The sequence below is a fragment of the Methylobacterium sp. WL116 genome, from assembly GCF_008039455.1.
In the GTDB taxonomy this organism is placed as follows: domain Bacteria; phylum Pseudomonadota; class Alphaproteobacteria; order Rhizobiales; family Beijerinckiaceae; genus Methylobacterium.
Genome location: NZ_VRUV01000023.1, coordinates 1 through 24316 on the forward strand (window position 1 = coordinate 1; position 24316 = coordinate 24316).

Annotated in this window: 22 protein-coding genes and 1 pseudogene; 11 read left to right on the forward strand and 12 right to left on the reverse strand. The window is 71.0% G+C overall.

Annotated elements, in window-relative coordinates; translation table 11 throughout:
* On the reverse strand, positions 1 to 338 hold a 338-nt coding region (locus tag FV223_RS04075), incomplete at its 3' end, for a hypothetical protein (RefSeq protein WP_187276057.1).
* Positions 339 to 608: 270 nt separating this feature from the next.
* Between FV223_RS04075 and FV223_RS04080 the strand changes: the two genes are divergently transcribed.
* The 3 genes from FV223_RS04080 (at position 609) to FV223_RS04090 (ending at position 3515) form a co-directional block, all read left to right on the forward strand.
* Positions 609 to 2705: an NAD(+) synthase gene (locus FV223_RS04080; RefSeq protein WP_147725615.1), complete on the forward strand. Its 2097-nt coding sequence runs from the start codon at positions 609 to 611 to the stop codon at positions 2703 to 2705.
* Between the two features lie 75 nt (positions 2706 to 2780).
* Positions 2781 to 3008, forward strand: coding sequence for a hypothetical protein (locus tag FV223_RS04085; protein WP_147725599.1), 228 nt, complete (start codon positions 2781 to 2783; stop codon positions 3006 to 3008).
* A 93-nt stretch (positions 3009 to 3101) separates the two neighbouring features.
* Positions 3102 to 3515, forward strand: coding sequence for a PilZ domain-containing protein (locus tag FV223_RS04090; protein WP_147725600.1), 414 nt, complete (start codon positions 3102 to 3104; stop codon positions 3513 to 3515).
* Positions 3516 to 3519: 4 nt separating this feature from the next.
* Here FV223_RS04090 and FV223_RS04095 read toward each other — a convergent pair whose 3' ends face one another.
* Entirely contained in the window at positions 3520 to 3951 is a 432-nt protein-coding gene (locus FV223_RS04095; protein ID WP_147725601.1) for an HIT family protein, read from the reverse strand.
* A 149-nt stretch (positions 3952 to 4100) separates the two neighbouring features.
* Between FV223_RS04095 and FV223_RS04100 the strand changes: the two genes are divergently transcribed.
* The gene (locus tag FV223_RS04100) at positions 4101 to 5084 is read left to right on the forward strand and encodes a cation diffusion facilitator family transporter (RefSeq protein ID WP_147725602.1); all 984 of its coding nucleotides are present in this window, start codon (positions 4101 to 4103) and stop codon (positions 5082 to 5084) included.
* A 26-nt stretch (positions 5085 to 5110) separates the two neighbouring features.
* Here the strand turns inward: FV223_RS04100 and FV223_RS04105 are convergent, their stop codons facing one another.
* The 4 genes from FV223_RS04105 to FV223_RS04120 all read right to left on the reverse strand — a co-directional run bounded on the left by FV223_RS04105 (position 5111) and on the right by FV223_RS04120 (position 9241).
* Positions 5111 to 5968: an SDR family oxidoreductase gene (locus FV223_RS04105; protein ID WP_147725616.1), complete on the reverse strand. Its 858-nt coding sequence runs from the start codon at positions 5966 to 5968 to the stop codon at positions 5111 to 5113.
* A gap of 40 nt (positions 5969 to 6008) precedes the next feature.
* Entirely contained in the window at positions 6009 to 6188 is a 180-nt protein-coding gene (locus FV223_RS04110; protein ID WP_147725603.1) for a DUF1328 family protein, read from the reverse strand.
* Positions 6189 to 6289: 101 nt separating this feature from the next.
* The gene (locus FV223_RS04115; protein WP_147725604.1) at positions 6290 to 7633 is read right to left on the reverse strand and encodes a chloride channel protein; all 1344 of its coding nucleotides are present in this window, start codon (positions 7631 to 7633) and stop codon (positions 6290 to 6292) included.
* Between the two features lie 219 nt (positions 7634 to 7852).
* On the reverse strand, positions 7853 to 9241 hold the full coding sequence (locus FV223_RS04120) for a deoxyribodipyrimidine photo-lyase (protein ID WP_147725605.1): 1389 nt from the start codon (positions 9239 to 9241) through the stop codon (positions 7853 to 7855).
* Positions 9242 to 9820: 579 nt separating this feature from the next.
* On the opposite strand from FV223_RS04120, the gene FV223_RS04125 reads away from it, so the two are divergent.
* The gene (locus FV223_RS04125) at positions 9821 to 10942 is read left to right on the forward strand and encodes a hypothetical protein (protein ID WP_243947399.1); all 1122 of its coding nucleotides are present in this window, start codon (positions 9821 to 9823) and stop codon (positions 10940 to 10942) included.
* Between the two features lie 96 nt (positions 10943 to 11038).
* On the forward strand, positions 11039 to 11422 hold the full coding sequence (locus FV223_RS04130; protein ID WP_147725618.1) for a response regulator: 384 nt from the start codon (positions 11039 to 11041) through the stop codon (positions 11420 to 11422).
* An 18-nt stretch (positions 11423 to 11440) separates the two neighbouring features.
* Here FV223_RS04130 and FV223_RS04135 read toward each other — a convergent pair whose 3' ends face one another.
* The 4 genes from FV223_RS04135 to FV223_RS04150 all read right to left on the reverse strand — a co-directional run bounded on the left by FV223_RS04135 (position 11441) and on the right by FV223_RS04150 (position 17474).
* On the reverse strand, positions 11441 to 12187 hold the full coding sequence (locus FV223_RS04135; RefSeq protein ID WP_147725606.1) for a sensor histidine kinase: 747 nt from the start codon (positions 12185 to 12187) through the stop codon (positions 11441 to 11443).
* A gap of 78 nt (positions 12188 to 12265) precedes the next feature.
* Positions 12266 to 13003 carry a Crp/Fnr family transcriptional regulator gene (locus FV223_RS04140; RefSeq protein ID WP_147725607.1) on the reverse strand — a complete coding sequence of 246 codons (738 nt, stop codon included), beginning with the start codon at positions 13001 to 13003 and terminating at the stop codon, positions 12266 to 12268.
* Between the two features lie 82 nt (positions 13004 to 13085).
* On the reverse strand, positions 13086 to 16241 hold the full coding sequence (locus tag FV223_RS04145; protein ID WP_147725608.1) for a CheR family methyltransferase: 3156 nt from the start codon (positions 16239 to 16241) through the stop codon (positions 13086 to 13088).
* A 120-nt stretch (positions 16242 to 16361) separates the two neighbouring features.
* A complete protein-coding gene (locus tag FV223_RS04150; protein ID WP_147725609.1) occupies positions 16362 to 17474 on the reverse strand; it encodes an ABC transporter substrate-binding protein in 1113 nt (370 codons plus the stop codon).
* 95 nt (positions 17475 to 17569) lie between these two features.
* Between FV223_RS04150 and FV223_RS04155 the strand changes: the two are divergent.
* A pseudogene (locus tag FV223_RS04155) lies at positions 17570 to 18141 on the forward strand (protein-tyrosine-phosphatase).
* 9 nt (positions 18142 to 18150) lie between these two features.
* Here FV223_RS04155 and FV223_RS04160 read toward each other — a convergent pair.
* Positions 18151 to 19296, reverse strand: a complete 1146-nt coding sequence (locus FV223_RS04160) for a branched-chain amino acid ABC transporter substrate-binding protein (RefSeq protein WP_147725610.1) — start codon at positions 19294 to 19296, stop codon at positions 18151 to 18153.
* A gap of 158 nt (positions 19297 to 19454) precedes the next feature.
* Entirely contained in the window at positions 19455 to 20621 is a 1167-nt protein-coding gene (locus FV223_RS04165) for a polysaccharide biosynthesis/export family protein (protein ID WP_147725611.1), read from the reverse strand.
* A 270-nt stretch (positions 20622 to 20891) separates the two neighbouring features.
* Between FV223_RS04165 and FV223_RS04170 the strand changes: the two genes are divergently transcribed.
* The 4 genes from FV223_RS04170 to FV223_RS04185 form a co-directional block, all read left to right on the forward strand.
* A complete protein-coding gene (locus FV223_RS04170; RefSeq protein ID WP_147725612.1) occupies positions 20892 to 22181 on the forward strand; it encodes an alpha/beta hydrolase in 1290 nt (429 codons plus the stop codon).
* A gap of 147 nt (positions 22182 to 22328) precedes the next feature.
* On the forward strand, positions 22329 to 22826 hold the full coding sequence (locus FV223_RS04175; RefSeq protein ID WP_147725619.1) for a gluconokinase: 498 nt from the start codon (positions 22329 to 22331) through the stop codon (positions 22824 to 22826).
* On the forward strand, positions 22823 to 23629 hold the full coding sequence (locus FV223_RS04180) for a Cof-type HAD-IIB family hydrolase (protein ID WP_147725613.1): 807 nt from the start codon (positions 22823 to 22825) through the stop codon (positions 23627 to 23629). Before FV223_RS04175 ends, FV223_RS04180 begins: the two co-directional genes overlap by 4 nt.
* 146 nt (positions 23630 to 23775) lie before the next feature.
* Positions 23776 to 24316: transglycosylase SLT domain-containing protein (locus tag FV223_RS04185; RefSeq protein WP_147725614.1), on the forward strand; the 541-nt coding region annotated here is incomplete at its 3' end.

The following is a 24316-nucleotide window of genomic DNA, read 5'->3' on the forward strand; positions in this document are numbered from 1 at the left end:
ATGTCCTCCGGCGTGATCGCGGCGGGCCGGCGCGGCGAGCGCACGAGCACGCCCGGCGAGGAGGCGGAGGCGTCGATCCGGCTCTCGGGCCGGGCGCCGTCGAGCATGTCGAGGGTCGCCCGGTCGTCGAAGATCTCGGCGGGCCAGGCATGGGCGAACACGGCATCCTGGCCGGCCCGCGAATCGGTCCAGCCGCCGGCATCCGGCTCGGCGCCGCGACCCAGCATCGCGTTCGGCGGCGTGAGCCAGCTCGGCGCCGGCCGGGTACCGGCGATGGCGTAGCTCGGGCGCTGCGGCCCGCCGACGAGGCGCCGCGTCAGGCTGGCCCGCAACGACATCAGCCGATGGGCCAGCGCGCCGAGCGTGAGGCTCGGGCGGTCGCCGCCGCGACTGGGGCGAGAGGGGTCGCGATGAGAATAGGGAGGCCGTCCCGATGCGCGCATGGGTTCTCAAAAACTCGAAACACGGAAGGCCGTCCCGCCCGGAACGGTCGATCCGAGTTAGGCCGAACGTCGTTAACAGAGCCTTGAAACCGGTCCGGCGTGGGCCGCTGGAGGGGCGGGCCGCCAGGCGGTAAGGTGGCGCGGAACTCCTCCCTCGCGCGGGTCGTGACGCCCTTGGCACCCACCCAACTCCCACGGGACTTCCGGTCCCTCTACGCCCAGGGCTTCGCCCGCGTGGCCGCCTGCACCGGGCGCAGCCATCCGGGGGACCCCGAGCGCAACGCCGACGCGATCCTGGCGCTGGCGCAAGACTGTCACCGGCAAGGCGTCGCGGTGGCCGTGTTCCCGGAACTCGCCCTCTCGGCCTACGCCATCGAGGACCTGCTTCTGCAGGCGACGCTGCTCGATGCGGTCGAGGCGGCGGCGGAACGGCTGATCGCCGCCTCGGCGGCCCTGCGCCCCCTCCTCCTCGTTGGTGCGCCCGTGCGCTGGCGCAACCGGGTCTACAACGCGGCGCTGGCGATCCAGGGCGGCCGCCTCCTCGGCATCGTCCCGAAGATCCACCTGCCGAACTACCGGGAGTTCTATGAGAAGCGCCACTTCGCCTCCGGCGCCGGCATCGCGGCCGAGACGGTGCGCTTCGCCGGGCACGCGGTCCCGTTCGGCGCCGACCAGCTGTTCGCGGCCGAGGACGTGCCGGGCCTGATCGTCGGCGTCGAGATCTGCGAGGACCTGTGGGTGCCCGACGCGCCGGGCATGCACGCCGCGCTCGCCGGCGCCACGGTGCTGGCGAACCTCTCGGGCAGCCCGATCACCGTCGGCCGCGCGGAGTCGCGCGCCCTGCTCTCGCGCGCCGCCTCGATGCGGGGCCTGTGCGCCTACATCTACGCCGCCGCGGGGCTCGGCGAATCCACCACCGACCTGTCCTGGGACGGGCAGACCAGCATCGACGAGAACGGCGTGCGGCTGGCGGAAGGGCAGCGCTTCGCCGCCGGGCCGGTGGCGACGTTCGCCGACATCGACCTCGACCTGCTGGCCCAGGAGCGCCTGCAGGCCGGCAGCTTCGACGACAACGCGCGGCCGGGCTCCCGCCCGGCCTACCGCCGGGCGTCGTTCCGCCTCGATCCGCCGACGGGCGACCTCGGGCTGATCCGGCGGATCGAGCGGTTTCCCTTCGTGCCGGCCGATCCGGCCCGCCTCGCGCAGGATTGCTACGAGGCCTACAACATCCAGGTCGCCGGGCTGGCCCAGCGCCTCGAGGCCACCGGCACCCGCAAGGCCGTGATCGGCGTCTCGGGCGGCCTCGATTCGACCCACGCCCTCATCGTGATCGCCAAGGCGTTCGACCGGCTCGGGTATCCGCGCTCGGACATCCTGGCCTATACCCTGCCGGGCTTCGCCACCTCGGAGGCGACGAAGGGGAACGCGCACGCGCTGATGCGGGCGCTCGACACCACCGCGGCCGAGATCGACATCCGACCCGCCGCGCGCCAGATGCTCGCCGACATGGGCCACCCCTACGCTGCGGGGGAGGCGGTCTACGACGTCACCTTCGAGAACGTGCAGGCGGGCCTGCGCACCGACTACCTGTTTCGGCTGGCCAACCACGCCGGCGCGATCGTCGTCGGCACCGGCGACCTGTCGGAGCTGGCGCTCGGCTGGTGCACCTACGGCGTCGGCGACCAGATGAGCCACTACGCCGTCAACGCCGGGGTGCCCAAGACCCTGATCCAGCACCTGATCCGCTGGACGATCGCCTCGGGCCAGTTCGGCACGGAGGAGGGGCGCGTGCTCAGCGCGGTGCTCGACACCGAGATCTCGCCCGAGCTGGTGCCCGCCGAGGCCGACGCGGCGCCGCAGAGCACCGAGGCCACGATCGGCCCCTACGCGCTGCAGGACTTCACGCTGTTCTATACGCTGCGCCACGGCTTCCGGCCCTCGAAGATCGCGTTCCTGGCCCTGCATGCCTGGGGCGATGCGGCGGCCGGCGCCTGGCCGCCGGATTTTCCCGCCGACAAGCGCGTCGCCTACGGCCTGCCCGAGATCCGGCGCTGGCTCGGGGTGTTCCTGTCCCGCTTCTTCGGGTTCAGCCAGTTCAAGCGCTCGGCCTTGCCGAACGGGCCGAAGGTCTCCGCCGGGGGCGCCCTCTCCCCGCGCGGCGACTGGCGTGCGCCGTCCGACGGCTCGGCCCGGATCTGGCTCGACGAGCTGGAGCGCAACGTCCCCGAAACCGGATCGACACAAACCGGACAGAGTGTGTGATTAACCACACGGTCAAGCCGGATCGTCGGGTAAGACGGATCCGGCCAGAGGGGTCGGCTGAGCGGAGATTCTCCGATGCAGAGCTACAACCTGTTCCGCCTGAAGAGCGTCGAGGGTCTGTGCTGCGCCGTTCCCGAGTCCAGCCGCGTCCCGAGCTTCCTCGGCGGCGGCCGCTGGACCTTCGGGGGCAAGCTCGACGAGAGCTCGGGTCTCCCCCTCGATTTCGACGGCCGCGCCGCGCAGACCGGGGTCCGCTTCAACGGCTTCTACCTGTTCCAGACCGTAGACCGGCGCTTTTTATAGGTGAGCCGGGCGGAGTCGGCGATCGCGGCGAGCATTCCTTAAGGGGCGCCGTGGGACGATCGAGCCTGAATTTTCGGTCCTGAGGCTCGTTTCATGTCGTCGGAGAATCGCAACGAGGTCCGGCAGAGGGTGTTCCTCAAGGGACGCATCCTGTTCAACAACGGCTCCTCGAGCATGGATTGCCTCGTGCGGGACTTCTCCTCGACGGGTGCGCGTCTCGTGCTCAGCGAGACCGCGACGCTGCCGGAGATGTTCGACCTCTTCATCCCGCAGAAGGAGCGGACCTACCGCTCGGCGATGCGCTGGCGGCGCGCCGACGGCGTCGGGATCACCTTCGCGGTCGAGACGCCCAAGGCCGCGCCGGCGGTGCCCGCCGCCGAACCTGCAGTGGACGAGACCTCCATCGCCTTCCTGCTCCGCCGCGTGAGCGAGCTCGAAGCCGAGAATGCGGCCCTGCGCCGGCTCCTGACCGGGGTGGCGCCGACCGGTGCAGCGACCGCCGCCTGAGGCCTCAGCCCTTCAGGGCGTCGCGGATCCGCTGGGCGTGGTCCGCGAGCACCGCCGGATCGGCCATCCCGCCCTCGTGGCGCTGGAGCGGCACGCCCTCGAAGCGGGGCACGACGTGGACGTGGAGGTGGAACACCGTCTGCCCCCCGGCCACCTCGTTGAACTGGAACACCGTCAGCCCGTCCGCCTTGAACGCCGCCTTCACCGCCCGTGCGACCGTCTGCACGCTGGCGGCGAGCGCGGCGAGCGAAGTGGGCTCGGCGTCGAGCAGCCCGCGCGCGGGCGCCTTCGGGATCACCAGGGTGTGGCCGGGGCCCTGAGGCATCACGTCCATGAAGGCCAGCGTGTCGGCGTCCTCGTAGACCCGGTGCGCCGGAATCTCGCCGCGCAGGATCTTCGCGAAGATGTTGTCGGCGTCGTAGGTCGTATCCGGCATGCAGGCACCCGTGGTTGCGGCATCCAGGATGCACCGGCCCGCCTCCGGCGTCCACGCCGCCGGAACTCCCCGGCGGTCCATGCGCTTGTGGTCGGATCGCTGCGGCCCAGCTGCGATCCGACCCGGCGATCGGACAGGACCCCACACGCATGGCACATGAGAGCACCGGCGCCATCTACACCGCCGCCGGCGCCAACCTCGCCATCGCCGTGGCGAAGTTCGTCGGCGCCTTCCTCACCGGCTCGACCGCCATGCTGGCCGAGGGCGCGCATTCGGTGGTGGACACCGCCAACCAGATCCTGCTGCTCGTCGGCCTGAAGCGCGCAAAGAAGCCGGCGGATGCCAAGCACCCGTTCGGCTACGGCCGCGAGGTTTACTTCTACGCCTTCATCGTCGCGCTGCTGATCTTTCTCGGCGGCGGCATCTTCGCGATCTACGAGGGCGCCCACAAGATCCGACACCCCGAGCCGGCGGCCGACGCGAGCCTGTTCGGCTACCCGCTGCCGGGGTTCTGGGTGAACGTCGCCATCCTCGGCTTCTCGGTCGCGGCGGAGGGCTACTCCTGCTTCGTCGCGATGCGCGCGTTCTGGGCCGAGAAGGGCGACCGCTCGCCGCTCAGCGCGATCCGGCGCAGCAAGGACCCGGCGCTGTTCACCATCCTGGTCGAGGACGTCGCCGCCCTGATCGGCCTGGTCATCGCGTTGACCGGCGTGGTGCTGGCGCACGTCCTCGACAGGCCGGCCCTCGACGGATGGTCGTCGGTCGGCATCGGCCTCGTGCTGGTCGGGATGGCGATCTTCCTGATGATCGAGACCCACGGGCTGCTGATCGGCGAGGCCGCCGACCCCGAGGTCGTCGCGGCGATCCAGGAGGTGGTCGGCGCGGAAGCGGGGGTGAACACCGTCAACGAGGTGCTGACCCAGCACATGGGCCCATCCGACATCCTGGTGAACGTCAGCCTCGACATGGCCGACGACCTCAGCGCGGGCGAGGTCGAACGGGTCTCGGCGCGCCTCGACCGCGACCTGAAGGCCCGCGTCCCGAACGTGACCCGCGTGTTCATCGAGGCGCAGGCGCGCGCGGCATCCGTACCCGCGATGGGCAGGGTCGCCGCTGAGGCGACGGCCGGCTGACGGTCCGGGAAAAGGTCGGGTGCGACCTACCGGGGCACGTGCCCGATCTGCTGCAGGCTCAGCGCCCAGGTCCGCTCCTGCACGCGCTCGTCGCGGCTGTGGCGCGACGACCCCGTCTCGCGGCTGCGCGCGAAGTAGCGGCCGCTCACGCCCTCGACCGCTGGCGCGGTCGCCACGTGCAGCGTCGTCGTCGCGCCCTCGGCGGGCTTGGTGAGGAACGGCCGGATCAGGTTCCAGGCGAAGCCGAACGCGCCCCCGGTGTTCTTGGCGAAGCCGGTATCGATCACCCCCGGATGCAGGGCGTTCACCGTGACGGGCGTGCCGGCGAGGCGGCGGGCCAGCGCGTAGGTGAACAGCACGTTGCCGAGCTTGGCCTGCGCATACGCCCGCATCGGGCCGTAGGAACGTTCGGCCTGGAGATCGTCGAAGGCGATGCGGCCGCGGGTGTGGGCGGCCGAGGCCACGTTGACGATCCGCGACGCGGCACCTGGCCGGCCGGAAGCTTTCAGCAGGTCGAGGAGCTCGAGGGTGAGCAGCACGTAGCCGAGATGATCGAGGGCCCAGGTGCGCTCCAACCCGTCGACGGTGACGAGGCGACGGTCGAAGATCGCGCCGGCGTTGTTCACCAGCACGTCGAGGCGCGGGTAGGCGGCACGGACTTCGCCCGCCAGACGCCGGATCTCGGCCTGCGACGAGAGGTCGGCGACGAAGGTGTCGACCGCCCCCCCGGGCACCGCGGCAGAAATCGCGCGCGCCGAGGCGGAGACCTTCCCCGCGTCCCGGCCGACGATGCCGACCCGGGCGCCGGCCTTCGCCAGCCCCAGGGCGGTCTCGTAGCCGATCCCTGAGGTGGCGCCGGTGACGAGGCAGGTGCGCCCGTTCAGGACGGCGCCCGGCCGCGTATCCGAGGCCACCGTCCGGGCCTCAGAACACCGCCTGCCCGACGGCGAAGGCGATGACCACGATGACGATGGCGATGACCAGGAAGATGCCGAACAGGATGCGGGCGAGCGATCCGGCGCCCGAGGCGATCCCGGTGTAGCCGAGGCCGCCGGCGATCACCGAGACGACGAAGCAGATGAGGGCCCATTTGAGAAGGGTCATGCCGAACACTCCGGAACGAACCGGCGAACGGCCGGCAGGGAAGGCGACCGATCAATGCGGGCCAAGCTCAACCGTTCCCGCCCGCGCGCGCGTTCGATCCGTTATTTCTCGCCCTCGATTCGCGTCTCGTCCTTCGCCGGCTCGGCGCGCGCGAGCATGATCTCGGCGAGCGTGTGGTACAGCCCGGTGCGGCAGACCGTCTTCGAGGCGGCGTCGGCCAGCACCGCCGCGATCATCAGCGGGATCATCATCGCGTGGTCCTGGGTCATCTCGGTGACGATGACGAAGGCGGTGATCGGCGCCTGCAGCACGCCGGCCAGGTAGGCGACCATGCCGGTGAGCACCAGCGCGCCGATCGGCACGCCCGGGAAGACGTCCTGCAGCATGCCCCCGAGGCCGGCCCCGACCGCGAGCGAGGGCGCGAACAGGCCGCCGGGGATCCCGCTGATCGCCGACAGGGCGGTGGCGCAGAACTTCAACGGCGCGAAGTCGAGCCGCGCCGCGGAATCGCCGTGCAGCAGCGCCTTCGCCTCCTCGTAGCCGGTTCCGTAGACCGACCCGCCCGAGGCGAGCCCGGCGAGCGCGACGCCGAGGCCGCAGAGACCCGCGAAGGCGATCGGATGCCGGGCGATCCAGCGGCCTGCGCGGCCCGGCAGCCCGCGCGCGAACAGGATGACGAGGCGGCTGAACACGCCGCCGGCGAAGCCGCCCGCCGCTCCGAGGACGACGACGACGAGCCAGCCCTTGCCGAGCGGCAGCGTCACGTCGCTGGTCCCGAAATAGGTGTAGTTGCCGACGAGCCAGAGCGAGGTGAGGCCGGCCGCGACGATGCCGGCGACGATCAGGCCGGACGAGCGCGGCTCGTAGGCGCGGCCGAGCTCCTCGATCCCGAAGACGATGCCGGCCAGCGGCGTGTTGAAGGCGGCCGCGACGCCGGCCGCACCGCCGGCGAGGATCAGGCCGGGCAGCCGGTCCGGCGTCAGGCGCCCGACCGCGGCCATGATCGCCGCGCCGACCTGCACCGTCGGCCCCTCGCGGCCCGAGGAGGCGCCGCAGGCGAGCCCCAGCGTCATCACCACGATCTTGCCGAAGGCGACGCGGAGCGAGATCAGCCGGTGGCGAAAGCCCGGATCGCGGGTGTGGCGCGCCGCGATCACCTGCGGGATGCCGGAGCCCTGCGAGTTCGGGAACACCGTTCGCGCCAGCAGGGCGGCGAGCGCGAAGCCGGCGGGCGTCACGACGAGCGCCGCCAGCGGCGATACGCCGACGAGCGCCTTCAAGCCGACCTGCGCCGCGTCGGCGCATCGCGCCATCAGGACGGCGGCGAGGCCGACGCAGATGCCGCCGACCAGGAACAGCAGCCGTCCGCGCCAGAGCGGATAGGCCCCGATCGAGGCGCTGCGCAGGCGCGCGATCGACGCGCGGGTGCGGAAACGGGGCGGCATGGCGCGAGAACTCGACACGGACGGGGCACGCTCGCCTCGGCAAGCCGACCGGAGCCGGGTTGCGTCAGCCCCCGTGGCTTAAAGCATTTTCGAACGCGGTGAATGGCGGCTCGCGTGAGAAAAATGCGACTTCACGACAAGGAAGAGCATGTTCCCCGATCCGGTGATCTTGGAACATGCTCCCGCGAGGAGCTTGCTATGCCCCGAGGGGCAGGGCGGCTATTTCTCCGCCGCGCAGAGCGTCTCGACGGTCTTCACGTAGGACTTGGCATCGAACTTCTTGAGCGAGTTCTCGCTCTGATAGCGCACGGTGCCGAACACCTTGCGGCGTGCCCACGGGCGGTCGTGCAGGCCGTAGACCCAGGCGACGTTGGTGAACGAGTTCGCATCGCGCCCGTCGAGGAAGTAGCGGTTGTTGATCCGCAGCGTCCGCTCGAAGCCGACCTTCGGCGAGGGCGACCATTCGAGGATCTTCTTGCCCCAGTACATGCGCAGCTGGTTGTGCATGTAGCCGGTCTCGCGCATCTCGGCCTGAGCGGCGTTCCAGTAGCGGTCGTGGGTCTCGCCGGCCGCGAGCTGCGCTTCGGTGTAGCGGTAGGGCCGCGGATCGTCCGCGTGCTCGGCCAGCGTCTTCTGCGCCCAGTCCGGCACCGCCTTGGCGTAGTCGTCGTAGCCGTCGGTGTAGAACACGTGGTTGGAGGCGAGCTCGCGCCGGACGATCAGCTCCTCGAGATACGCCCCGCGGTCGTCGCCGTCGCCGTCCTTGGCTGCGCGCACGGCGAGCGCGATCTCCACCGGCGAGATCTGGCCGAAATGCAGGTAGGGGCTCATGTGCGAGGCGGCCGCCGCCTCGGGCCGGTTGCGGCCGTTGCCGTAGCCGGACAGCCCGTCCGCCAGGAACGCCTTCAGGCGCTTGCGGGCCTGGGTCTCGCCGCCGACGAAGCGCTTCACCGGTGCGATCTCGGTGTCGAGGCTCATGCCGGCCAGGACCTTCATCGGGTCGGACACGTCGATCTCGCTCGCGAGCTTCAGGCCGTCGGCCCCGTGCGCGACCTTGCGGGCCGAGAGCGGCTCCAGGAAGTCGTCCCAGAGCTTGTGCAGCTTGGGCCGAAGCGTGCGGGCGGCGAACTCGTGCTTGGAGGAGGCGACCTCGACCGGCACCACGACGTCGCCCTCGACCTGGACGACGCGGGCCTCGACCGCCTTCGCGATCTCGCCGTACCAGCGCTTCTGGATCGCGAGGTAGCCGCGATCGAGCACGAGGAGCGCTGCGTCGCGGGCGAGGTCGATGGCGATCTCGGCGGGCGAGGCCTTGCGCATCACGAAGCCGACGCCGCGCTTTTCGAGCCCAGACTTCGCATCGGCGAGCCCCTGCAGCAGGAAGGCGTAGTGCCGGGCGTTGGCCTCGGGGAACCCGCTGGCGCCGTCGAGGAGCCCGAAGCAGGCCACCACCGGCAGGCCGAGACGGTTGCCCTCCTCGATCGCGAATTCGAGCGCCGGATTGTGATGCGCCCGGTTCGCCTGCTGCAGCAGGTAGAGCACGTAGGTTCCGCCCTGCCGCGGTGCGGCATCGTTGAGGACCCGGAAGCGCTTTTCGTGAATCGCCATGTCGTCGCGTCGTCCCCGTCCGGCTCGCATCGCGGAACCGTGTCGGCTCAGCTAGAGCGTGGAGCGCGATCGTCCCGCTGCGCGCGAGACGCGATCGCAAGCGGTCCCGCCCGCTTCGATGCTCCGGCGGGGGTGCTAAAACCTGTTCCTAGTCATAGACTTACCGATTATCGACCGGCGGCAGCCCGGCCATCGAAGGCCGAAAAACGGGTGCGCGCGCCTGCGACATTTTCAACACATGCCGCGATCGACCCGAGCCGGCCTGCGAGAAACGACAGGATCACTGACCGAAACCCCTTGCATTTCCGATCGGGAGGATCAGATTGTGCAGCGCGGGACGGCGATGGCGTCGCGGTCCTGTTGCCCTTCTTGGGCGTTTCCTCCCTAGACTTCGGGCCGCTCCTTCGGGAGTGGCCTTTTTTCTTGGGCGCGGTCGTCACGAGGCGCTGCGCCCGACGGTTGTGGTGGATCTGTCACCCGTCGCGCCGCGCCGACACCCCCGCCCCCTGGCCTCCCGCCGAGACCCGCCGCAGACTGCGCCCGCAGGCGCCGGAAGTGCGCCGCCGGGAGGAGATCCACATGCCTAAGCTCGGCGAGACGCTGGCGGTCGGGCTGTTCTGGGCCGCGACGGCGGTCGGTCCGTGCGGTGCCGTCGAGGTGCCGACCTTCGAGGTCGACCCGGCCTGGCCGAAGCCGCTGCCGAACGACTGGATCATGGGGCAGGCGGCCGGCGTCGCGGTCGATGCCCAGGACCATGTCTGGGTGGTCCAGCGCCCGCGCACGCTCACCGACGACGAGAAGGCGGCGAGCCTCGATCCGCCGCGGACCAAGTGCTGCAAGCCGGCGCCCCCGGTCCTCGAGTTCGACCAGGCCGGCACGGTGCTGCGCTCCTGGGGCGGGCCGGGGCAGGGCTACGACTGGCCCGAGAACGAGCACGGCATCCAGGTCGATCCGAAGGGCTTCGTCTGGATCGCCGGCAACGGCGCGAACGACGGGCAGCTGCTCAAGTTCACCGTCGACGGGCGGTTCGTGATGCAGATCGGCAAGTCCGGGCCGCAGACCGACAGCCGCGACACCAGCCGGCTCGGCAAGCCCGCCAACGTCGACTTCGACGCGGCCGCCAACGAGGTCTACGTCGCCGACGGCTACTACAACCACCGCATCATCGTGTTCGATTCCGAAACCGGGGCGTTCAAGCGCATGTGGGGCGCCTACGGCCGGCCGCCGACCGACGACAAGCTGCCGCCCTACGATCCCGCCGCCGCCCCGTCGCAGCAATTCGCCAACCCGGTCCACTGCGTGAAGATCGCACGCGACGGGCTCGTCTACGTCTGCGACCGGACCAACGACCGCATCCAGGTCTTCAGGAAGGACGGCAGCTTCGTGAAGGAGATGTTCGTCGAGACCAACACCCGCGCCAACGGCTCGGTCTGGGAACTCGCCCTATGGCCCGATGCCGACGAGAGCTTCCTCCTCAACGCCGACGGGGCGAACAACGAGGTCCGCACCCTGTCGCGCGCCACCGGGAAGACCCTCGGCGCCTTCGGCCGCAACGGGCGCGGCGCCGGGCAATTCCACTGGGTCCACAACCTTGCCGTCGACTCGCGCGGGAACGTGTTCACGACGGAGGTCGACACCGGCAAGCGCGCGCAGAAATTCCTCGCCTACGGCACCTTCGTGCTGCGCAAGCGCACGCCCTGACCGCCGGACGCGCCCGCCGCGCGTTCACGGCCGCTTTCTCGCGCGGATCCGTGCGATACTGTCGCCGGATACGAGGCTGGAAGAACCGTGAGCACGATGGACCCCTTCGGCGACCGAACCGTGCCGGCTTCGCTGGCCAAGCGCCGCGTCCTGCTCGTCGAGGACGACGACTTCATCGTCTCCGACCTAGCGCGCAGCTTCGAGGCGGGGGGCGCCGAGGTGGTCGGGCCGGCCGCCACCGTCGCCGACGGCCTGACGCTGCTCGCCGAGACGCGCCACCTCGATGCCGCCGTTCTCGACATCAACCTGCAGGGCGAGATGGTCTTTCCGCTGGCCGACGCGCTGGCGGCACGCGGCATCCCCTTTGTCTTCGCGACCGGCTACGACCGGGAGATGGTGCCGCCGCGCTACGCCGACGTCGCCCATTGCGAGAAGCCGGTGGAACCGGGCGCGATCGCCCGCGCGCTGTTCGGGGCCTGACCGTCCGATCCAAACAACCTACGCGTCGAGCCCGTCCTCGTCCGCCGACGGGTCGTGCACGATGCCGATCCTCGGCACCAGAGCGAAGCGGATCGCGCCGCGCAGGCCGCCGGGAGCGTAGGCCAGGCTCGTCTTCGCGCCGAACTCGTAGCGCAGCGTGTGCTCCAGCATCTCGGTGCCGAAGCCGCAGCGCGCGGGCTCGGCCGGCAGGTCGTGCAGCCCGGTCTCGGTCCAGGTGAGCGACAGGATCGGTGCCGCCGCGCCGGGCTCCAGGCGCCAGGCGACGGCGATGCGGCCGTCGGGGATCGTCAGCGCCCCGTATTCCATCGCGTTGTTGGCGAGCTCGTGGGCGGCGAGCGCGAACACCTCGGCGGCGCGGGGCGCCAGCAGAACCTTCGGCCCCTCGATCGCGACCTGCTCGCCCTCGCGGGCGAGGAGGGCCAGCAGCTCGTCGGCGAGGATCGAGTGCAGGTCGATGCCGCAGAACGCAGCGGTGATCCCCGCGCTCTGCACGCGGGCGATCGCCCCGAGGCGGCCGTCGAGGCGCATCAGGCACTCCTCGACGCTGCGATCGGTGTCCGCCGAGCGCCGGATGATCGCGCGGATCATCGCCAGGGTGTTGCGGGTCCGATGGAGGACCGCGACCATCGCCGGTGCGGTCGAGGTCGCCGGCGGCGACCCGAGGTCGAGCCCGGCCGCGCCGAGGTGCCGACGCAGGGCTGCGTTCTCGGCCTCGAGCGCGGCGATCCGACCGTCGATGGTCATCGGGCCCCGGTCCCTGCGAAGCGGTCGCTTCGTTCCGGGGCAGCTTGGCAGGTCTCGGCGTCCGGTGCGAGGCCGACCTCAGTTCGCATCGAGATGCGCGCCCTCGTGATCGAGGTGGAGGTATCCGGGGTCGAACAGGGCGAGCGCCATAAGCGCCGGCAGGTCGTGGATCGTCACGCGTCGGCCCTTCCAGGTGATCTGGCCCGCGCCGCGCAGCTCCTGGAGGGTTCGGTTCACGTGGACGCTCGACAGGCCGAGGGTGTCGGCAAGGTCGGCCTGCGTCACCGGCAGGTCGTAGGCCGTCCCCTCGGTGAGGCCGACCGCGCGCAGGCGCAGATACAATTCGCAGAGCAGGTGGGCAAGGCGCTCGACGGCCGAGCGCTGCCCGAGGCTGACGGTCCATTCCCTTTGAACGGCGGCGTTGTGCAGCATCTCCCACCACAGCGTCTCGGCGATGCGGGGCGAGGCCGCCGTCATGCCCTCGATGGTCTCCTGCGTGATCCGGGCCAGCGTCACCGGCGTCAGGGAGGCGACGGCGTGATCCATGCGGCGCAGGGTGAAGATGTGCGGGTCGCAGAGGTCGCCCGGCAGGAAGAACGCGATGATCTGCCGGCGCCCGTCCTGCAGCTGCTTGTAGCGGCAGGCCCAGCCTTCCAGGACGAGGTTGACGGCCCGCGGCTCGTCGCCCTCGTTGATGATGTCCTCGCGCGCGCCGAGCCGGCGGAGGTTCTGGGCGGTCGCGTCGGAGAGCGCCTTCCGATCCGCCAGGGAGAAGCGGGTGAAGTTCTCCAGCTTCCGAATGAAGGGATTGGTCATGCCGTCTCGAACCTGGCCGCCGCGCAGGCCGCGCCGGTCACGCCGCCTGACGGATACAGGTGTAACCTCTTGACGCTACAACTCATAGGGGCATCTCGATGCGGCAACGGACGCCGTCCGTCCCGAGCTCGAATCGGGCCTGGGCGCGAAGGCTGTAGCTCAGGGCCTTCTCGATCAGGTCGCGCCCGAAGCCGCGGCGCTCGGGCGCGGCCGGCATGACGACGCCGCTCTCGATCCAGTCGAGGACGAGCAGCCGCCCGCCGGCGGGACTCGCGCCCAAGGTCCATCCGATCGCCAGGCGCGCCTCTGCCTGCGCCAGGGCACCGTGCTTGACCGCGTTGGTGGCCAGCTCATGCAGCGCGAGGGCGAAGGTCTGGACGTGCTCGAAGTCGAGGGCGACGGCCGGCCCCGAGACGGTGATCCGGTCGTTCTCCTCGCCGCCATGCGCACGCAGCTCGAGCCGCACCAGCTCGGCGAGGTCGACCGCACCGCTGTCGGAGCGGCCGAACAGGCCCTGCACCCGGCCGAGCGCCTTCAGCCGCTCGGCATAGCCCTCGACCGCCGGCCCGGTCCCGAGGGTCTGGCGGGCGATCGACTGGACCACCGCCAGGAGGTTGCGCGTCCGGTGCTGCAGCTCCGCGACCAGGACGCGCTGGCTCATCTCGACGCGGGCGAGCACGGTGACGTCCATGAAGCTGACGACGACGCCCTCGATCCGGTTCTCGCCGTTCCGGTAGGGCGCGAGCCGCACCAGGAAGCGTGCGGCGTCCTTGCCACGGTCGATCTGCCGCTCGATCGTGTCGCTGCCCCGCATGATCGCGGCGACGTCCTCGGCGAGGTTCGGCAGCGTCAGCCGGCCGGCGAAATCGGTGATCGGGCGGCCGCGGTCGCTCGGCAGGATGTTGAAGATCTCCGTCACCGCCGGGGTGTAGCTGCGGATCACCAGCTTCGCGTCCAGGAACACCGTCGCGATGTCGGTGCTGGCGAAGAGGTTGTGCAGGTCGGTGTTGGCGCGGTCCAGCGCCTCGACCTTGCCGTTCAGCTCGGCGTTGACCGTGTAGAGCTCCTCGTTGACCGATTGCAGCTCCTCCTTCGAGGCCTCCAGCTCCTCGTTGGTCGATTGCAGCTCCTCGTTGACCGAGACCAGCTCCTCGTTGGAGGATTTCAGCTCCTCCAGCGCGGTCTCGTACTCCTCGATCAGCGATTGCAGGCGCTCGCGGGTCTCGCGCAGCTCGCGCTCGAGCTGGAGCGCGACCTCGTCCTGGGCCGAGACCGAGCGCTTCTGCGCCGCCTCGCGGCTGATCGACGGCCCTTCGTCGCTGAACAGCACCAGGAACAGCGGTTCCTCGGAGCGCTGCGCCACCAGGGGCTCGACGGTCACGGTGACGATCTGCACGCGGCCGTCGTCGCCCTCCACGACGAGTCCCTCGCGCACCGCCTGGGCGTTGGTGTCGACCGCCTCGCGGAACGCCGCCCGGAGCTCGAGCCTGAGGCCCTTGCGCGCCATCGTCAGGAGCTGGCGGGTGGGAAGGCCCGGCGCCGCCTCGAGGTACTTGCCGGTCCGGTTCGAGTAGTAGACCACGTCGCCCTGGCGGTTGACGGCGACGTGGGGCGGCGAGAACCGCTCGAGAACCTGCACCTCGACCGAATGGCGAAGCGCCAGGCTGCTGCTGCCCGACTGACGCGGCCGCAGATCTCCGATCTGGGACATCGCGCGCAATCCGCTGAGGGCGAGCGGAACGCGCGGCTCCGTCGCGTGGTCGGCGCGGCTGCGGAAGATGCGGTGCTTCTTGTCGATCGGCGCGAACAGGTCGGCGAACTGGCTCAGGTTCTCCGACATGCCGAGGAAGAGGAAGCCGCCGGGCTTCAGCGCGTAGTGGAAGGTCGGCAGCACCTGGTTCTGGATGCTGAGCCCGAAATAGATCAGCAGGTTCCGGCACGAGACCATGTCGAGCCGCGAGAACGGCGGGTCGCGGATGACGCTGTGGGGCGAGAAGATGCACAGGTCGCGCACCGGCTTGATCAGCACGAAGCTCGCCCCGTCCCGCACGAAGAAGCGGCGGCGGCGCTCGGGCGAGACGCCGTCGAGCAGCTGCTCCGGATAGCGGCCGGTCCGCGCGACGCCGAGGGCGTGCTCGTCGATGTCGGTGGCGAAGATCTGCACGCGGCAGACCGCGCTCAGCGTCTCCATGTGCTCCAGCATCAGGATCGCGAGCGAGAACACCTCCTCGCCGGTGGCGCAGCCCGGCACCCAGACCCGGACGGTCTGGTCGGCGCCGCGGCCCTCGAAGAGCTTCGGGATGACGCTCTCGCTCAGGACGGCGAAGGCGTCGGCGTCGCGGAAGAACGTGGTCACGTTGATCAGGAGGTCGCGGAACAAGGCCGAGACCTCGGCCGGATCCCGGCGGAGCCGCTCGACGTAGGCGGCGACGGCCTCGACCTGGAGGATCTGCATCCGGCGCTGGACCCGGCGCAGGAAGGTCTTGGTCTTGTAGCCGCCGAAATCGTGCCCGACCTGGGCGCGCAGGATCGCGTAGATCTCGCCGCGCAGCGCGTCGGGAGACCGGCCGGCCTCGTCGGGACCGCCGCCGGCCAGGATCGCATCGGTCATCGACAGGCTTCGGCGGTAGGCGACGAGCTTGTCGCCCATCTCGTGGGAGGGAACGCCGAAATCGACGTACCCGGTCGCGATCGCGCTGGAGGGCATCTCCGGGTGCTGCGGCCCGTCGCCGTTGGCGACCTGGGCCAGCGTGATGCCGCCGTGCTCCTTGATCGCCTTGATGCCGAGCGTCCCGTCCGAATCGCCCCCCGACAGGATGACGCCGCCGGAATACTCGCCCTGGTCGGCCGCCAGGGCGCTGAGGAAGATGTCGACCGGGTGCCGCTCGCGCTGGTCGGCGCCTTGGCGCTGCACGACGAGGATCCCGTTGCGGATGCCGACGACGGCATCGGCCGGCAGGACGTAGACGTGGTTCTCCGCGACCGCGTGGCCGTCGGCGGCCACCTCGACCGGCAGGTCCGTGAACCGCGAGACGATCTCGTGGAGGACGCTCTCGCGCCACGGGCTCAGATGCGTCACGATGACGATCCCGAGCCCCGGCAGGCTCGGCATGCCGCGGAAGAAGCCCTCCAGCGCCTCGATCCCGCCGGCGGAGACCCCGACGCCGACGATCAGGCAACGCCCGGAGCGCTCCGGCACGTCGTCGAAGGTCTCGGGAACGAGATTGTCATCGGGCATTATCGAACGCTGTTCCGCGACAGTTTCGGTGCGATCCCGCGACGGCTTGGGACTTGCAGCCGCGGGCAAACCTCCGAGGATCGCAATCTTGCCACGAAAACCGAAACCGCGGCACCGCGCTTATCCGCGCGCCCGCGCACGGATCATGAAATTGTCGTAGGTATACTCCGCCACCTGAAACCAGAGATATTCCTCGTTGCGGAAGGTCTTCATCGCTTCGTAGATGCGGCGGAAGTCCGGGTTCTTGCCCGCGATCTCGGCGTAGACGTCGTTGGCGGCCTTCAGCGCCGCCTCCATCACGTCCTGCGGGAACGGGCGGAGCTGCGCCCCGGTCGCCACCAGCCGGCGGAGCGCACCCGGGTTGCGGGCGTCGTACTTGGCCTGGACGTCCGCGGCGACCTCGGCCGAGGCCGCCTGGAGGATCGCCCGGTAGGGCTTGGGCAGCGCCTTCCACGTCTCGGCATTGAGCCAGAAGTGCAGCATGGCGCCGCCCTCCCAGAATCCGGGATAATGGTAGATCGGCGCGGCCTTCTGCAGGCCGAGGCGCTCGTCGTCGTAGGGGCCGATCCACTCGGCGGCGTCGAGGCGCTTGGCCTCGAGCGCGGCCGCGATCTCCGGCCCCGGGACCGCCTGCGGCACGGCGCCGAGCTTGGCCAGCACCTGCGCCCCGAGGCCGCCGATGCGGATCTTCAGGCCCTGGAGGTCGGCGACCGTCTTGATCTCGCGCCGGAACCAGCCGCCCATCTGGGCGCCGGTGTTGCCCCCCGGCAGGCTCGCCAGGCCGTTCTTCGCGAGCAGGTCGGCGAACAGGTCGTTGGCGCCGCCGGCGAGCCACCACGCGTTCTGGCCGCGGGCGTTGAGGCCGAAGGGCAGCGCGGTCGCGAGCGCGAGCGTCGGATCCTTGCCGGCCGCGACGGTGGCCGGCCCGTGACCCATCTCGACGGTGCCGGCCGCGACCGCATCGAGAAGCCCGTCGGCCGGCACCGGCTCGCCGGGACCCGTCACCTGGATCGCGAAGCGGCCGTCGGTCGCCTCGCCGACGATGCGGGCGAGCGTCTCGGACGCGCCGAATAGGATGTCGAGGTTCTTCGGGAAGGCCGAGGCGAGCCGCCAACGGACCTCGGGACCGCCCTGGGCCGGGGTGGCGGCAAGTGCTGGGGAAGCAAGAGCGGGGGAGGCGAGGGCGGCTCCGAGCCCAGCGGTGAGGAGCGCACGTCGCTTCACGGTCGTCATGGCACCTCCCTCGGCATCGGCTGCGATCCCGCGGCCCCTAGCACGTCCGGTGCGGGTCTCGAAACCGTCGACGTGCCGTGCTAGGCCCCGCCGTCGTGACACCCGCCTCCATCACCCTCCACACCGTCTGCGGACTGGAAGAGCTTGCGCGCCACGGCGACCGCGGCGTCGACCGGGTGCTGTCGCTGCTGGATCCGGGCACGCCGGAGCCGGCGGACTTCGCCGCCTACGGCCCCCATCGGCGCACGACCCTGCACTTCCACGACTGCCTCGGACCGGGCGAGGGGCTCGTCCCGCCGGAGCCCGAGCACGTCGCCGCGATCCTGGCCTTCGGGCGCGACCGCGAGGCGGGACCTGCCGCGCATCTCCTCGTCCACTGCCATTACGGCCTGTCGCGCTCGACCGCGGCGCTGCTGATCCTGATGAGCGACGCCGAGCCGGAGACCGACGCCGAGGTCCTGGTCCGGCGCCTGCACGCGATCCGCGAGCCGGCCTGGCCGAACGCGCGGATGATCGGCTTCGCGGACGCGATGCTCGACCGTGGGGCACGCTCGACGCGGCGGTGCGGTGCCTGCACAAGCTTCAGCTCGGCGTGCGCCCGCACCTCGCCGAATTGCTGCGCGGCCTCGGCCGCGGGCCCGAGGTCGACGCCGCCGAGGCCGCCTGAGCGGACGGGCTACTTCGGCGCGGGGGTGAAGACGCCGTCCTTCCAGACGTAGAGCACGTAGCCCTGAGCGGTGACGTCGCCCTTTCCGTCGAAGCCGACCGTCCCGAGCACGAGGTCGAAGCGCTCGGCGTGCAGCGTCGCGGCGATGCGCCTGGGGTCCTGCGTGTGGGCGAAGTTGGCCGCCGCGACCAGCGCCTGCAGCGCGGCATAGCCGTAGATCGTCGAGCCCGTCGGGTCGCCGCCCTCGGCCTTGAACGCCTTCACCACCTCGGCCGCCGCCGGCTGGCGGCTCGGGTCGAGGTAGAAGGTCATCAGCACGCCGTTGCTCGCCCCGCCGGCGATCTTGGCGAAATCCGGCGTGGCGATCGCGGAGGTGCCGAACCATTGCGGCCGGAAGCCGCGCTCGGCCGAGATCCGCACGAGCCGGCCCATCTCGGCGGCGTCGCCGCCGTAATAGGCGACCTCGATGCCGGCCGCCTTCAGCCGGTCGGCCAAGGCCGCGTCGTCGGCATCGCTCGGCGAGAAGGCGGAGAGCAGCGCCTCGTTGATGCCGATGCGGTTGAGGTTGTCCTTGGTCGCCGTGGCGAGCGCGCGCGCGGCCGGCGTCAGATCCTGGAGCAAGGCGATCTTGCGGTCGCGGAAGCGCTCGGCCAGCACGATCGCCGAGAGGCGCGCCTGGTCGTCGTCGCGGCCGCAGACGCGGAAGATCGTCGGCAGACCGCGATCGGTCAACCTCGCCGAGACCGAGGCCGCGGTGATCATCGCGACGCCGTTCTGGCTGTAGATCTCCGAGGCCGCAAGCGAGGCGTTCGAGCACACGTGCCCGACGACGAGGCCCACGTCGGACCGCACGAAGTGGTTGGCGACCGCCGTGGCGGTGTTGGAATCGCAGGCGTCGTCCTGCACGTCGAGGCGGATGGCCTGCCCGTCGAGGCCGCCCTTCGCGTTGGCGTCGCGGGCCGCCGCCTCGACGCCGCGCAGCACCTGCTCGCCGACCGAGACGTAGGCGCCCGAGCGCGGGACCGCGACGCCGACCACCACGTCGGCGCAGGCGGGAACCACGCTTAGCACCGCCAGCGCGAGGCCGGCACGGAGGCTGCGGATGCGGGACTGGGCCAGGGTCGGGTCGAACCGGGAAGCGCGTCCGATCGTCATCAGGCCCCTTCTCGGCATCGACGCACCTCCGGCACGGCAGCGGACCAAACACCGAGCCGCGTCCCGGACGGCCGCCTGTTTCCGGGAAAACCCGCGATCGGGCAAGTCGACCGGCGACGCATCGCGCACGGAGGCACCGCGTCGGGCGGGGAAAACGCCTACCGTGAGTAGGCGTAGACGGAGGCTGCGGATGCGACGGGGCCTGCGACGGTGGAGAAGACGCTGACGACCTTGGAGACTTCGGTGAAGGGGGCGTTGGAGACGTAGACGAGGTCGCGGTTTCGCATGCGGAAGGCCTGGGAGGTGAACAGGCTGTTGGGGTCGCGCATGTCGATGCGGTAGACCACCGGGACCACGGGTGTGGTCAGGAGCGGCGAGGCCGGGTTGAGGCGGCGCACGACGGCGGCCGGCTCGAAGCGGAACACGAAGGTGCCGGCCGGGTCGGCCTGGAAGTCGGACAGGCCGCGGGCCTTGGCCAAGGCCTGGGCGAGCGTGATGCCCTCGGCCGAGAACGGCAGCTCGGTGGCGTTGCCGAGCGCGCCGACCGCCAGGAAGGTCTGGGGGTCGCGCACCAGGGTGAGCACGTCGTTGGGGCGCAGGTAGATGTTCTCGCGCGGGTTGGCCACCAGGGTCGTCATCGGCACGGTGGTGGTGCGGTCCCCGCGCGAGAGGCGCACGAAGGTCTCGGAGACGGGCGAGCGCACGCCGCCGGCGGAGGCCACGACGTCGAGGAGGCGGTCGCCGCCGGTCGACAGCGGCAGGCGGGCGCCGGCCACCGCCTCGCCGGTGACGGTGACGGCCTGGGAGATCGGCTTGGTGACCGAGACCAGCACCTGCGGCTGGATCGCCTTGCCGGCGAGCTCGTTCTCGATCAGCGTCTGGACGTCCTGGGTGCGGCGTCCGGCGACGTGGATGCGCCCGGCATACGGCACCGAGATCGCGCCGTCGCGGCCGACGGCCTGCTCGGGGATCAGCGCCGACTTCGAGCCGGCGGAGAACCGGTCGGCGACGAGCGGGCCGGAGAACAGGCCGCCCGACCCGGCCTCCCAGACCGAGACCGAGACGTAGTCGCCCACCCCGATCACCGGCTCGATCGAGGGGCGCTTGTCGCCGAAGGAGGCCAGCAGGCTGTCGAGCGGGCGCCCGCGCAGGGCCTCGATCACCGCCGGGGTCACGTCCACCAGCTCGTAGCGCGCCAGCAGCCCCTCCGGCGTCGACAGCTCCGCCCCCGCCTCCACGGCACGCGCCGTCGGACCCGAAGCCGGAAGAACCGAGCAGCCCGACACCGCGAGCGCAGTGAGCAGGAGCAGAGGGAGGACGCGCATCCAGGATCGCCTGATCGTTTTCGAGGCTTCGACGCCTAGCCGAACGGAAGCCCCCTGTCCGTAGCGGGGCGGACACACTGAGCCGCGCAGGCCCGGATCGAGGGTGATGATCCCCGCTGCACACACGAAGCCGTCGCGATCCGATGGTCGGAGGGCAGGGGATGCCGCCCGCCGGAAGCGCGATCTGGTTTTCGTACAAATGAAGCTCTATGGGATGGCAATCGAGCCGCCCCGCGATACATCGCACGACTTGGAATAACTTCCTCGCTCATGAGGCTGCCCCTCTCCTACACACCGCCGGACTTGCAGGCCGAGCGGCCCGGCACGGTGCGCCGACGGCACGTGTTCTTCATTCCCGGCTACGACCCGGAGGCGCGGACCCGCTATCGCCTCCTGTTCGTGCGCGAGCTCCTCCGGCACGCGAAGCGGTTCGGCGATCCGCGGCCCGACATCTCCCCGGCGGTCCTCAGCCCGGACGGCCTCGTCCAGAGCTGGACGGTCGGTCCGGGCCGGGATCCGGGGCGTGCGGCGACGTCCTACGACGTGCTGCTCTGGGACGACCTCGTCGCGCGGGATTTCCGCCGGCCGCGGGTCCTGAGCGTCCTGCTGCTGGTCGTCGGCACGCTGCATGCCCTGCTGCGCGGGCTGATCTTCCGGTTCTACCGGCTCAACTGGCTCTACGGGAACGTGGTCATCTACCCGTTCGTCATGGTCGTGCTGCTCACGGCCCTGTCCGCGGCGATCGGGACGATGGTGCACGCCCATCTCGGCGACTGGTTCGGTCACAGCCTCGGCTGGCCGCCCTGGGTGACCCTGCCCCTCGCCGTCGTCGCCGGGATCGCCTGGATCGTCGCGATCGAGGCGTTGCTCAACCGGTTCTTCTTCTGGCAGCTGCTGAACGACTGGGTGTTCAACTGGCAGCACGGAAACGGCTGGCGGCGCGACTACGCGGAGCGGCTCGAGGTGTTCGCCGACCGCGTCCTGGCGCGGATCGCCGAGGCCGAGGCCCGCGGCGAGCGGCCGGACGAGGTGATGATCGTCGGCCACTCCACCGGCGGCCTCACGGCCGCCGAAGTCGCCGCCCGGATCCTGGCCCGCGCCCCGAAGCTCGGGGCGGACGACATGGCCCTCGCCCTGGTCACGCTCGGGTCCGGCCTGCCCCTCGTCGCCGCGCAGCCCTTCGCCGATCACGTCCGCGCCGAGGTCGCCACGCTCATCGCCTCGCGCCGGATCGTCTGGCTCGACGTGCAGGCGCCGCAGGACTGGATGAACTTCCCCGGCTTCAACCCCGTGCTCGACCTCGACCTGCCGCTCGCCGGCGGCCCGATCGCCAACCCGCTGGTACGCTCCGCGCAGGTGCGCGACATCCTCACGCCGGAGACCTACGCCAAGGTCTGCCGGAAGCCGTTCCGGATGCATTTCCAGTTCCTGATGTCGAACGAGCGGCCCGGCCCGTACGACTATTTCCGGATGGTGCTGGGGCCGCAATTCCTCCGCGACCGGGCGGTCCGCCCGATCGTCGCCGACCTTCAGCCCAGCCTTCGAAAGGGCGCCGGCTGAGACGCGGCCGTTCTCCCCTCGGGCGGGCGGCGTGCTATCCGTCCGCTGCGATCCCGCCGCCGAACCCGAACCCGGAGCCGCAGCCCCGTGAGCCCGTCCCGATCGAACGACCAGGCGGGGCGGCCCGCCGCGCAGGTGCTCGTGGTGATGGGGGTCTCGGGCTCGGGCAAGAGCACGGTGGCCGCGCTGGTCGCCGAGCGGCTCGGCTGGATCTTCGTCGACGGCGACAGCTTCCACACGCCCGAGCACGTCGCCAAGATGCATGCCGGGCTCGCCCTCGACGACGCGGACCGGGCGCCCTGGCTCGCCTCGATCGCGGTCTGGATCCAGCACCGGCTGGAGCGGGGCGAGTCCGGCGTGATCGTGTGCTCGGCCCTGCGCCGCGCCTATCGCGAGGTGCTCACCGGCGGCTCGCGGCGGGTGCGGATCGTCTACCTCGACGGCAGCCGGGCGCTCATCGCCGGCCGGCTGGCGGGTCGTCACGGGCATTTCATGGCGCCGGCGCTCCTCGACAGCCAGTTCGCGATCCTCGAACCGCCGACCGCCGACGAGCACCCGATCGTCGTCGGGATCGACGATCCCCCCGAGACGGTCGCGGAGCGGGTCGTCGCGCAGATAAACGGGACCGGAAGTGAATCCGCATGAGCGCACGGCGCATCGACCTCGTGATTTCGGACGTCGACGGCACCCTCGTCGGCACCGACAAGAGCCTGAGCCCGGGGACGATCGCGGCGGTGGCGCGCCTGCACGCCGCCGGCATCGGCTTCACCGTGGCGTCCGCCCGCCCGCCGGTCGGCCTGCGCGGCCTCGTCGAGACCCTGGCGCTCCGCCTGCCGATGGGCGCCTTCAACGGCGCGACGGTGGTCGGCCCGGACCTCGCCGTGATCGAGGAGCGGCTGATCCCGGAGGCCACCGCCCGGGATGCGGTCGACCGGCTCGTCGCCGCGAAACTCGACGTCTGGGTCTTCGCCGACGGCTCGTGGAGCCTGCGCGACCCGGCGGGGGCCTATACGGACCTCGAGCGCCGGACCCTCGATGCCGAGCCGAACGTGGTCGCCGACCTTTCCCCCCTGCTGGGCCGCGCCTCCAAGCTCGTCGGCGTCAGCCGGGACCACGCGCACCTGGCCGCCTGCGAGGCCGAGATCGGCGGTGCCCTGGAGGGCCGCGCGGTCGTGCACCGCTCCCAGGCCTACTACCTCGACGTGACGCCGCCGGGCATCGACAAGGGCGGCTTCGTGGACTGGATGGCGCAACATCTTGGCATCGCGCGCGACCGCATCGCCACCTTCGGCGATGCCGGCAACGACGGGGCGATGTTCGCGCGCAGCGGGGTTTCGGTGGCGATGGGCAACGCCGAGGAGGCGGTGAAGGCGGCGGCCACCGACCTCACCGACACCAACGATGCCGACGGCTTCGCCGAGGCGGTCGATCGGCTGATCCTGCCCTGACGCCCGGAGGGCGACGTCTGTGGCATGCCGGGCACAGGCCGGCGCCCCCGGTCTCGTCGCCCACCGGCGACCGCATCCGAGCCGCTTTCCGGCCTCATTTGACCCCGACCTAGCTTGACCAGAACAAGCGGGACCGGGTCTTCAGGATGCATCGACGCCTTCTCCTCGCCGCAGCTCTGGCGGTCGTGACCGTCCCGGCCATCGCGCAGGGAGCCCGCGACAACATCGATGCGCTGATCGAGCAGCACGCGAAGGCGAACGGCGTCCCGGCGAGCTTCGTCCACGCGGTGGTCAAGCGCGAGAGCAACTACAACCCGAAGGCCAAGGGCGGCAGCGCGCTCGGGCTGATGCAGATCAAGCCCGCCACCGCGCGCAGCCTCGGCTACCAGGGCGACGCCGCCGGCCTCCTCGACCCGGCGACGAACCTCAAATACGGCGTCGCCTACCTCGCCGGCGCCTACCGCACGGCACAGGGCAACATCACGCAGGCCTACGGCTACTACAATCGCGGGTACTATTACGCGGCCAAGCGCCAGGGCATCTCCACCGAGGTCGCCTCCGTGGTCGCCCCGGTCGCCGCCTCGGCGAGCGCGGTCGCGAGCCTGTTCACCGGCGCCCCCCCGGCCGACCCCAACCTCGCCGCCGCCAACGTCGCCCTGGCCTATGCGCCGACCGCGGCCGCAGCAC

Bases quoted from the DNA above. Each gene is read 5' to 3' on its own strand.
- FV223_RS04085 (WP_147725599.1), top strand. From the start codon at position 2,781: ATGCAGAGCTACAACCTGTTCCGCCTGAAGAGCGTCGAGGGTCTGTGC.
- FV223_RS04090 (WP_147725600.1), top strand. From the start codon at position 3,102: ATGTCGTCGGAGAATCGCAACGAGGTCCGGCAGAGGGTGTTCCTCAAG.
- FV223_RS04095 (WP_147725601.1), bottom strand. From the start codon at position 3,951: ATGCCGGATACGACCTACGACGCCGACAACATCTTCGCGAAGATCCTG.
- FV223_RS04100 (WP_147725602.1), top strand. From the start codon at position 4,101: ATGGCACATGAGAGCACCGGCGCCATCTACACCGCCGCCGGCGCCAAC.
- FV223_RS04110 (WP_147725603.1), bottom strand. From the start codon at position 6,188: ATGACCCTTCTCAAATGGGCCCTCATCTGCTTCGTCGTCTCGGTGATC.
- FV223_RS04115 (WP_147725604.1), bottom strand. From the start codon at position 7,633: ATGCCGCCCCGTTTCCGCACCCGCGCGTCGATCGCGCGCCTGCGCAGC.
- FV223_RS04120 (WP_147725605.1), bottom strand. From the start codon at position 9,241: ATGGCGATTCACGAAAAGCGCTTCCGGGTCCTCAACGATGCCGCACCG.
- FV223_RS04125 (WP_243947399.1), top strand. From the start codon at position 9,821: ATGCCTAAGCTCGGCGAGACGCTGGCGGTCGGGCTGTTCTGGGCCGCG.
- FV223_RS04130 (WP_147725618.1), top strand. From the start codon at position 11,039: ATGGACCCCTTCGGCGACCGAACCGTGCCGGCTTCGCTGGCCAAGCGC.
- FV223_RS04135 (WP_147725606.1), bottom strand. From the start codon at position 12,187: ATGACCATCGACGGTCGGATCGCCGCGCTCGAGGCCGAGAACGCAGCC.
- FV223_RS04140 (WP_147725607.1), bottom strand. From the start codon at position 13,003: ATGACCAATCCCTTCATTCGGAAGCTGGAGAACTTCACCCGCTTCTCC.
- FV223_RS04145 (WP_147725608.1), bottom strand. From the start codon at position 16,241: ATGCCCGATGACAATCTCGTTCCCGAGACCTTCGACGACGTGCCGGAG.
- FV223_RS04150 (WP_147725609.1), bottom strand. From the start codon at position 17,474: ATGACGACCGTGAAGCGACGTGCGCTCCTCACCGCTGGGCTCGGAGCC.
- FV223_RS04160 (WP_147725610.1), bottom strand. From the start codon at position 19,296: ATGACGATCGGACGCGCTTCCCGGTTCGACCCGACCCTGGCCCAGTCC.
- FV223_RS04165 (WP_147725611.1), bottom strand. From the start codon at position 20,621: ATGCGCGTCCTCCCTCTGCTCCTGCTCACTGCGCTCGCGGTGTCGGGC.
- FV223_RS04170 (WP_147725612.1), top strand. From the start codon at position 20,892: ATGAGGCTGCCCCTCTCCTACACACCGCCGGACTTGCAGGCCGAGCGG.
- FV223_RS04175 (WP_147725619.1), top strand. From the start codon at position 22,329: ATGGGGGTCTCGGGCTCGGGCAAGAGCACGGTGGCCGCGCTGGTCGCC.
- FV223_RS04180 (WP_147725613.1), top strand. From the start codon at position 22,823: ATGAGCGCACGGCGCATCGACCTCGTGATTTCGGACGTCGACGGCACC.